General features: G+C 70.0%; 5 protein-coding genes and 2 pseudogenes. 3 read left to right on the top strand and 4 right to left on the bottom strand.

The annotated features are described in order from the left end of the window. Window positions 1-401: 401 nt before the first annotated feature. Window positions 402-1,208, top strand: a pseudogene (locus EKO23_RS26610) (DUF6766 family protein); the annotation flags it as partial. Between the two features lie 315 nt (window positions 1,209-1,523). On the opposite strand, the gene EKO23_RS25960 reads toward EKO23_RS26610, so the two are convergent. The 3 genes and pseudogenes from EKO23_RS25960 to EKO23_RS26350 all read right to left on the bottom strand — a co-directional run. Then, window positions 1,524-3,821 (bottom strand): alpha/beta fold hydrolase, encoded by a 2,298-nt coding sequence (locus EKO23_RS25960; protein ID WP_217702792.1) that lies wholly within the window; start codon window positions 3,819-3,821, stop codon window positions 1,524-1,526. A 79-nt stretch (window positions 3,822-3,900) separates the two neighbouring features. Then, window positions 3,901-5,943, bottom strand: a complete 2,043-nt coding sequence (locus EKO23_RS23910) for a P-loop NTPase family protein (RefSeq protein WP_134720996.1) — start codon at window positions 5,941-5,943, stop codon at window positions 3,901-3,903. A 328-nt stretch (window positions 5,944-6,271) separates the two neighbouring features. Beyond that, a pseudogene (locus EKO23_RS26350) lies at window positions 6,272-6,532 on the bottom strand (hypothetical protein); the annotation flags it as partial. A 216-nt stretch (window positions 6,533-6,748) separates the two neighbouring features. On the opposite strand from EKO23_RS26350, the gene EKO23_RS26765 reads away from it, so the two are divergent. Continuing rightward, a complete protein-coding gene (locus tag EKO23_RS26765) occupies window positions 6,749-7,348 on the top strand; it encodes a nitroreductase/quinone reductase family protein (RefSeq protein WP_167880631.1) in 600 nt (199 codons plus the stop codon). On the opposite strand, the gene EKO23_RS23895 is transcribed toward EKO23_RS26765, so the two are convergent. After that, window positions 7,327-7,671, bottom strand: a complete 345-nt coding sequence (locus EKO23_RS23895) for a nuclear transport factor 2 family protein (protein WP_134720995.1) — start codon at window positions 7,669-7,671, stop codon at window positions 7,327-7,329. The genes EKO23_RS26765 and EKO23_RS23895 overlap by 22 nt on opposite strands. 159 nt (window positions 7,672-7,830) lie before the next feature. On the opposite strand from EKO23_RS23895, the gene EKO23_RS23890 reads away from it, so the two are divergent. Then, entirely contained in the window at window positions 7,831-8,871 is a 1,041-nt protein-coding gene (locus tag EKO23_RS23890) for an NAD(P)-dependent alcohol dehydrogenase (RefSeq protein WP_134720994.1), read from the top strand. Window positions 8,872-9,071 lie beyond the last annotated feature (200 nt).

Below are 9,071 nucleotides of genomic sequence, written 5' to 3'. Positions count from 1 at the left end.
ACGCGGGCGAGGAACCCGCACGCCGAGGACAGCGTCGATCCGGTCCTGCGTCAGCGACGTCTCCGATTTCAACGCAGCAGACATCAGCGCCGACCGCAGAAATGCCTCGCGCAACAGCTCCGCTCGTTCGAACTCGCTGTCGGTCACGGTTACCCCTCCCGAGTGGCCCCGTACCCATCCCTCACGCTTCAAGTCCCAGCATGCCCTGCCGGGGCCGCATCGGGCGGCGCCACGCTCGCAGGTGCTCGGAATGCCGGTTGCCTCAGCACGCCATCGATCAGGTCAGGTCCGGGAGCTGGGGCGGGCCGGCTCAGTGAGCGCCACCGTCGCCATCGCGAAGCACACGTCCGGCGAGGTCGGTCGGATTCGCCTCGAACTGGCCAGCTGGGGTCAACCCGGACTTCTGGGAACGCACGCTGCAGAACTGGCAGAGTGAGTTCCTGGCCATCGGGGCGATGGCGGTCTTCTCGATCTACCTGCGCCAGCGGGGCTCCTCTCAGAGCAAGCCGGTCGGCTCGTCGCACTCCGCGACGGGTGTGGAGGGCTGGGGGCCGGCAGCTCACCGCCCCGAGTGCTGCTCGGGCTGCGGCTCCTCGGTCACGGCGTCGAACGGCGTCACGAGCGCCTCCTTGACCCTGCATTCTTGTTCCACCACGTCACCGTCCGGCGCGACGACACATGTCGATTCCTCGCCACAAGGAGCAGGTCATGGCCGCCGTCGTCATCGATCCGAAGACCGTCGCCGGTCGCCGAATCATGTTGTACAACCCCGACCAGCACGCAGCCGCGTCATTATCAGGTGGCCCGCCACGGACCGCGAGGTCGCCCTGAGCGTCCCCCTAGGACGACACATGGTTGTCAGGCTCGAAGGCGACGACACCGCCCACGTGGCGAAGCCACGTACGGTGCAGCTGCTGTCCCTCGTGGAACGCCGACGCGCCGGGGCGTCTGGCGGCGACACACATGACTCATCGGGCGGGGGAAGAACGACGCGGGCCACCCCGCGACAGACCCGCGGGCGGACTTTGCTCATGGCACCAGCCCCGTTCAAGAAAGGGCACCTTGGCCGAGTCCACCCGCTGACGTCTGGCGACGCGTCTCCTCAGCGCTCAGCCGTTCGGCGGGACGATTGCGCCGGAGAACACGTCCGCACATACCGCGGCATAGCGTTCCGCTCATGCCGCCACGTGGAGCGGACCTGCCGATGAGCGGGTGCGCAGCGACTGTCCCGCGACTCAGCGGGTACCAGCCTCATAACCGAGGTGTCCCCCCGGGGGATTCACGCCCGGTCAGGTTCGGCGGTTCCAGACCGCGGGGTCGCCGAGCTGCCCCCGGGCCCAGTAGGCCGCTGGACGGGATTGCTGCGCGGGGGCCCATCGGATCGGCCGAGGCCACAAGATCGGCCGCCAACGCGCGCAAATTCTGCAACCATCGCCGATCCCGGTCCAGCCGCCTGATCACAGCTGTGCGGGGTTGACCCACTTGTGGGCATCCATCCGACGCCGACCGCGGTCAGGTCTCGGTTACGCCGCGGGCGAGGTCTTGACCGCCTCTGCAGCGCGGCGTGCGCTGTTCAGGAAACTGAGCAGTAGTGCGTTCACTCGTTCCGGAGCTTCCAGCGGCATCCAGTGGCCCAGGCCCTCCATCCGTTCGTAGCGCCAGGGCGCCGCGACGTGCTGCTGCGTGCCGGTCATCGCCTGCTCGGTCACGGCGAAGTCCTGGCTGCCCCACACGCCGAGCGTCGGTACCTGAATCGGCGGCAGGGGCGGTGGCGGTCCGAGCACCGACTCCGGCGGCAGCACGGCACGGTAGAGGCCGAGGCTGGCGGTGAGTGCGTCGGGTGTCCGGAGTCGTCCCACGACGTCGTCTATCTCAGGGTGCCGTGACCAGGCGCGGAGGTTGGCGAAGTCGTCCTGCGAGAGCCACCGTTCGGCGATGCCGGGGAACTGGAACAGAAGCATGTACCAGGACCGCGCGCGCTGGTCCCACCCCGCGTCGCGGAAGGCTGCCGGGTGCCCGACTGCCAGGCACGTCAGGCTCGATACCCGTCCGGGTGCCAACGCGGCGAGTGTGCTGCCGATTGCGCCGCCCCAGTCGTGACCGACGACGTGGGCTCGTCGTACGCCGTGCCGGTCAAGGAGGGCGAGCAGGTCGCCGACGACCTTGAGCATGGTGTACTCGCCGACGTCCTCGGGCTTGTCGGAGGCGCCGAACCCGCGCAGGTCGGGCGCGATCGTCCGGTACCCAGCGTTGGTCAGGGCCGCAACCTGATGCCGCCACATGTGGTGGTCGTCGGGCCAGCCGTGCAGCAACAGCACCGGCTCACCTTCGCCTCCGTCGCGCACGAACAGCCGCATCGGTGCTGGGGGGTGCGCCGATGCGGGAGCGTCGCGGTCCTCAACCGCGGCCACGAGTTCGTCGTGCCGCGGCGCGTCCTCGGGGTAGCGCGGCGCATTGGCGCCGAGCGCGATCACCCGTTCGAGAACGCCCGGTGCGGCCAGTGCCTGGGGTGGCATTGCGAGCAGTGACCCGATGTCACTCTGGGCGCGCAGGGCGCCAGGATCGCGGAGCGCGGCAGCGTACAGCGCCGTGGTCATCGCCCACGCCGGGTCCGGTGTGCGGTACGGCGTCCCGGCCAGGTCGGCGTCGATCTCGGCGATGCGGTGCCGGTCGAAGGCCCGGGTCGCCTGGTACCACGGTGTGACGCCCTCCTCAGTTGCGGCATCGAACGCGCGCACCAGCCCGAGGGCATCGGAGGGTGAGGTCTCGCGGAGCACGTCGCGCAGCAGGAGAGCGTGCAGCAGGCCGATCGACGCGCCCCGGCCGATCGAGGGGTTGGTGCACGCCCAGGCGTCGCCGACCGCGACCAAGCCGGTGGCGACTGGCCGGCCGTCCACGACGTACCTCCGGTAGCGGTCCTCGATGCCCGCGATCACCTGGACGTCGCTGATCGGCTCGCCGTCGACCCACGTCTCCATCCCGGGAATCAGAGCCATCGCGCGCGCCCACGCGGCCTCGTCGCGCAGCCCCCGCAGCTCCCGGTCGCGCGAGGAGGCCACGAAGCCGACCCCCCACGTGTCCCCATCGGCCGGGAGGGTGAGGACCGAGAACCCGTGGAAGTGCTGGAGCACGAGCCCGGTGACCTCCGGACGCCTCCCGTCGCGCGCCCGGAAGTGCCGGCAGTAGTAGATGAACCCCGCCTCCTCGCGCTCCTCGTGCGGTCGCCTCGCGCCAGCGGCCTCGAGCATGCCTGCGACGGGGGAGCGGCGGCCCGTCGCGTCGATGACGAGGTCCGCGTGCTCCGATGGACCACCTGCGGTCACGACACCGGCGACGTGGGGGAGACCGGCGACGTGGGGGACACCCTCGGGACCGGGTTCGGTGAGCAGCCCGGTCACGCGTACCCCGCGGCGCACGCTGACGCCAGGCGTGCGGGCGGCCACGGCGGCGATCGCCGCCTCGATCACCGGCCGGCGGGCGGTGACCGTCTCGAACCGTTCGTCACCCGGCCGAGTCCCTCCGGTGATGTGCTCGGGCAGGGCGTGCACCACGCTCCAGCGCGTGCCGCCGCGGCCCTCGAGCTCGGCGACCACCTCAGGCAGCTCGGCGGTCATGGTCGCCGTCCAGCGTGGCAGCAGGAAGTGCAGCTGGTTGAACTGGTTGACCCCGCGTCGCTCCCAGGACGTCCACAGCGCCTCGTTGTCGCCGCGCGGCTCGGCTGGGTCGCGTTCCAGGACTGTGACCTGGTGTCCGTCGCGCGCCAGCAGGATCGCTGTTGCCAAGCCGTTGAGCCCCGCGCCCAGCACGAGAATGTCCGCCATGGTTCCCACCTCCGGGTCCGTCGCTGGGTCGTCGCCCGCGTCAGCCCACGGTGGGACCGTCAGCTGCTCAGTTGCCAGATCATTCGTTGCTCACTTCCTGCCCGCTGGGCAGCCTCACCTCGCCGATCTCGACCGCCCAGAGCAGGTCGGTCAGCCGCTCGTGCGCCCGTGCGAGGTGGCGGCGATAGGTCGAGAAGGGCAGGTCGAGCACCTCGGCGGCGGCCTCCTGGGTTCGGGCGGCATGCACGTAGGTGCGGTCGAGCACCCGGCCCGCCGATTCGCCCCGCGGCTCGTGGGCCACGTGTCGGACTCCGGTGAGGATGGTGGCTCGCAGCCTGGTGGGGGAGACGCCGTCGAGGTCCGTCGCCAGCCGCGACCCCATCAGTGCGTTGGCGCGGAGCCGGTCAGGCTGGTGGAGATCGTGCAGGGCTCCCCGCAGCGACTCGGCAAACCGGTCCCGGGACAGCGGCGGCGGCAGCAACACGTGCTCGGGAGCGGGTCCGGTCTCGCCGGTCAGCTCACGCTCGCCGAGCAGGTCGAACCAGCGTTCGGGGGTCAGCCGCCGCCAGTCCACGCCGTACAGCGTGTAGTCGCGGCCCGCGAACTCGGTGTGGAGCTCGGTGGTGAGCGCGAGGTAACGGAAGACCGGTCCCCAGAAGTCGGGGTCGGTCGTGGCCACGAACGCCCAGGCCAGCGGGCGGGTGGTCCACAGCAGCGTCGAGCTCACGGACCCGACGACCACAGCGTATGGGTCGCGCTGGTTCTCGGCCGCGCCGCCGAAGAAGCGGGCGATGTCGATCTGCTCGCCGGGGCGGGCGGGTGCTGTGCGCGCAACGGTGTCCAGCGCGACCTGGATGACGGGATCGCCGTTGACCAGCTCGGGGTCGGCGGGGTGCATCGTGTGCAGCGCGAACGCGTCCACGCCGGCCGTCGACGGCACCACCGAGAGGTTCTCCGGCTGGGCGGCCAGCCAGCGAGCCGCGAGGTCGGCGGTCTCCCGGCCCTCGAACCGCTCGACGATCTCCAGTACGGCCGGATGGTGTTCCGCGCAGCCCGGCGTGACGATCCCGGTGCCGCGCTGCCGCATCGTCCAGAACGATTCCGCGAGCGGGCTGCGGCGGTGGAGGAACAGCTTCTGGTGCGCCCAGAGCCGTCGCTCGCCCTCGTCGCCTGACCGCAGCGCCGTCCAGGAGTGCAGGTGCAGCGCACGGTTCACCCGTCGGTACGTTGCGGGGGAGCGTCGGCGCAAGTCGGCGTCGAGGACTTCGCGGACCAAATCGTGCGGGTACACGCCGTACGTCCCGCGGGTGACCCACGGCCTGGTCTCCAGCCACGCCCACACCTCAGGGGCACGGCGGCCGAGCAGCTCCTCGACCAGGTCCTGGGTGGTCAGCCAGGTGTGCGCGCAGAGCGCCATCGCCAGCGCGTGGTCGTCGTCAGGGGCCTCGTCGACCAGACGGGTCGCGAGCGCGGCCACCAGATCCGGAGCGTCGGCCAGGTCCTCCGGGAGCTCGCCCGAGACGGCCGCGTCGGCCAACATCGCGAGGGTGAGCGGGTGGCCGCGACCGATGCCGGCGAGACGCGCCCGTCGGCCGTCCGGTACACCGGCGTGCTCCAGGAGCCGCTCGCTGTCCACCGGGTCGAGCACCTTCATCGGGAGGCACTCGACGACCGCGCGCCAGCCCGGATCGGTCCGCCAGGGTGGCTCTGGCGGATTGCGGCCGGCCAGCACGACCACGACCCCCGCCGGCAGCGATCCCACCAGCTCGTTGCGGACCCAGCTGTCCACGGCTGCGAGGCGCTCATAGCCGTCCACGAGCAAGACCGGGCCCGCGCCACTGACCGGGGCACGAACCGGAGACACCGCCGTTCGGAGCCCCTCACGTGAGCCGTCGACGTCCTCACCGTCCACCTGCACCACCCGGTGGCCGGCTGCCTCCGCCCGGACCCGAAACTGATGCACCAGCGCGGTCTTGCCCAGCCCGCCGGCGCCGTGCACGAACAGCACGCGGTACGGCGCCCGCCCGGCCAGGGCGGCGTCGAAGCAGTCGAGCTCGGCTGCGCGTCCGACGAAGGCCCGCGTGCGTGCGGCGTCGACGATCCTGGCCAGATCCTCGGCCATGCGACCAATGTAGGAGCGACCCACGGATGTGAACAGTCGCTGCAGCGAATGCCAGCCTGGTGTGACATGGATCGCACGCACACAAACCGGCAGACGGGGCTGCTCCCTGATCGGCTAACCCCTCAATTGCTCTGCGTCGACAAGCGAAGTGACGCAGTCACATCTCGGGTCCTCTGACATTTGGCAGCGCCGTAGATCTCGTGGATCTTGTTGGTCGTTGATGTGCCGCGNCGTTGATGTGCCGCGCGGCGCGGATGCCGTGCCGCGCAAATTCCCCAAATATTCGGTCAATAGCCCGCTTTGGGTGCCCCGGTGGGCTGGTAGTCGCGGCTGGGGTCGAGGCCGGCATCGTCGGCACCAGGCCTGGCTGCTCGCGGATCGCGTCCTCGAACCCATCCACCGCCTACCCCGCCCGCCGCCGCTCATGCCTCGGCGGCGCGTCGGATGCGATCGCGGCACGCACCGTGTTCGGCGAGACACCCAACGTCCTGGCAATCGTCTTGATGCCCGACCCCTCCGCACGATGCAGCCGGCGGATCTCGGCCCACTCTCCACAGACAACAACTCCCTTCGCTCCCCTCGACTCGATTGAGCCGAGAGTCGGTTCGAAACGGGGTCAGATTTCGGCCTACGCTCCGGGGTCGGTCTTCAACCGGCGCTGACACGGATGGCAGGAACCAGCTGGCGTTCGATGCGGAGATGCTGGGCGAGTGAAGCCTGGTCCGGTACAACCGTGTCGGCCTTCCGTGGCGCCGTCCGCTGATTCGCGGCGACGGCGCTCGGCGCTTGGCTGTTTGCCCACGTCTTGCACCGGATCGACAGGCTCGTCTTCCGTCTGAGCGGCGGCCGTCGCACAGCAAGCGCCATCCCGTCAGGACTTCCCGTGATCATGTTGACCACCACGGGAGCACGGACCGGCCTTCCTCGCACCGTGCCCGTCCTGGGGTTCGCTGTTGTGGACGATATCGCCGTCGCGCCAGGGAACTTCGGTAAGGCAGCGGACCCGGGCTGGTGTCACAATCTGCGTCGAGAACCGCGCGCACATCATGGTCGATGGGGAACGGTGCTCGCTGGTTGCCGAAGAACTCGCGGGAGAGGCGCGCCAGGCCGTTTGGCAGACCGCCTTGAGGGTCTACCCGGGCGGCTCGGCCTACGAAAGGCGAGCTGGTACTCGAACGATCGGCGTCTTCCTGCCCCGGACGGCATCACAATGAGGCCCCGAGCAGGAGGGTCTCGTTCGCTCCGACCGCACCGTCCGCGCGAGGTCTGTGCTGACTCATGTCAGCACAGCCCATCATCAAGTGCCCACCACGCATGGAGCGGCTGCGGGACGTGCGCGCGGCGTCGCCCCGCTCGCGGGGACGGTGCTGGCGGGACGACGTGTCAGGCGGGTCCGACGGTGTAGACGACGGTCTGCACCCGAATCATGCCGTCCTCGAAGATGAACGTGTCGATGCCGTCCTCGACCTTGCGGCCCCCGCCGGTCGCCTTCCACTCCAGGTACAGCACGTCGTCGGCGAAGACGGTCTCCAGCTCCCACTGTGCTTGGGGAACGTCCGCGAGCAGTTGAGTGAAGACTTGCCGGGCGCCGTCCTTGCCGCGGTACACCTTCTTTTGGACGACGAGGATCGCGTCGTCGGAGTAGTCGGCCACGATGTCTTCGAGGTCCTCGGCGCCCAGCGCCTGGCCGTGGTGGGCGAAGACCTCTTCGGGTGTCCGTGTCGCCATGGACCCTCCCCGTCGGTTCGAGGGATGTGCGTGCCGCGGCGGAGCCGCGGCCTCCTCCAGTGTCCATGGACGTCTGACCCTTGTCCACGTCAGGGGTCGCCCGGGTACAGTGCCAACCGCAGCAGGCCCAGATGTCGTCTCGGTCCCCGGGGAGGCGCGATGAAGGCGGTTCGGCTCCATCAGTACGACGAGCGCCCTGTAGTCGAGGAGGTCGCGGAGCCGGAGGTCACCGGCGCCTTCGACGTAGTCGTGAGGATCGGCGGCGCCGGGCTGTGTCGCACCGACCTGCACATCGTCGAGGGCCAGTGGGCCGCCAAGAGCAACGTGGCGCTGCCCTACACCCTGGGCCACGAGAACGCCGGATGGGTCCATGCGGTCGGGCCGGCGGTGCAGCACCTGCGGCCCGGCGAACCGGTCATCTTGCACCCGCTGGTGACCTGCGGCTTCTGCCACGCCTGCCGGGCGGGCGACGACGTGCACTGTGCGGACAGCCTCTTTCCCGGCATCGACATCGACGGCGGGATGGCGGAGCTGGTCAAGACCTCGGCCCGCTCGGTGGTCAAGCTTCCCGCCGGTGTCGAGCCCGCCTCGGTCGCTGCGCTGGCCGACGCCGGCCTCACGGCGTATCACGCGGTGAAGAAGGCGGTGCCTCTGGCGTACCCGGGCAGCACCTGCGTGGTGGTGGGAGCTGGGGGGCTCGGCCACATCGGTATCCAGTGCCTGCGCGCGTTGAGCGCCACCCGGATCGTGGTTCTGGACCGGAACGAGGAGGCGCTGTCCCTCACCCGTGACTGGGGCGCCGACGAGACCGTCGTCGTGGACGGATCGCACGTGGAGCGGGTGCTGGAGCTTACCGACGGCAACGGGGCCGAGGTCGTGCTCGACTTCGTGGGGGAGCGTGGGGCCGAGCGGGACAGTTGGGCGATGACGCGGCGGGCCGGCAGCGACTTCGTCATCGGCTACGGCGGTTCGGTCGACGTTCCGACGATCGACGTGATCTCGACCGAGCGGAACCTCATCGGCAACCTGGTGGGCAGCTACAACGACCTCGTCGAGCTGATGGTGCTGGCTGCTGACGGCCGGGTCGAGATGCTCACCCAGACCTACCCGCTTGAGGCGGTCAACGACGCGATGGACGACCTCGATGCTGGACGGCTCCGCGGGCGCGGGATCCTGGTGCCGACTGCATCCGGCGGCTGAAGTCCCGAGCAGCAAGACCCCAGGCCTGGTCCAGGGGCCTGCGAGACCACAGGCTCGCTGGTTGCTGTCGACGATGTGGCAGGCAACGCGCAAGCACCCAGAGTCGCGATGGCGCCCAGCTGGCGTCGAAGGGGGCCCACTCTGGGCGAAGTGACGCAGTCAAGTCTCGGGTCGTCTGACATTCGGCAGCGCCGTAGATC

Origin of the sequence: Nocardioides guangzhouensis (assembly GCF_004519545.1) — a bacterium.
Taxonomy (GTDB): domain Bacteria; phylum Actinomycetota; class Actinomycetes; order Propionibacteriales; family Nocardioidaceae; genus Nocardioides; species Nocardioides guangzhouensis.
This window is presented reverse-complemented; position numbering and strand designations above follow the sequence as displayed.

Bases quoted from the DNA above. Each gene is read 5' to 3' on its own strand.
- EKO23_RS23890 (WP_134720994.1), top strand. From the start codon at position 7,831: ATGAAGGCGGTTCGGCTCCATCAGTACGACGAGCGCCCTGTAGTCGAG.
- EKO23_RS25960 (WP_217702792.1), bottom strand. From the start codon at position 3,821: ATGGCGGACATTCTCGTGCTGGGCGCGGGGCTCAACGGCTTGGCAACA.
- EKO23_RS23910 (WP_134720996.1), bottom strand. From the start codon at position 5,943: ATGGCCGAGGATCTGGCCAGGATCGTCGACGCCGCACGCACGCGGGCC.
- EKO23_RS23895 (WP_134720995.1), bottom strand. From the start codon at position 7,671: ATGGCGACACGGACACCCGAAGAGGTCTTCGCCCACCACGGCCAGGCG.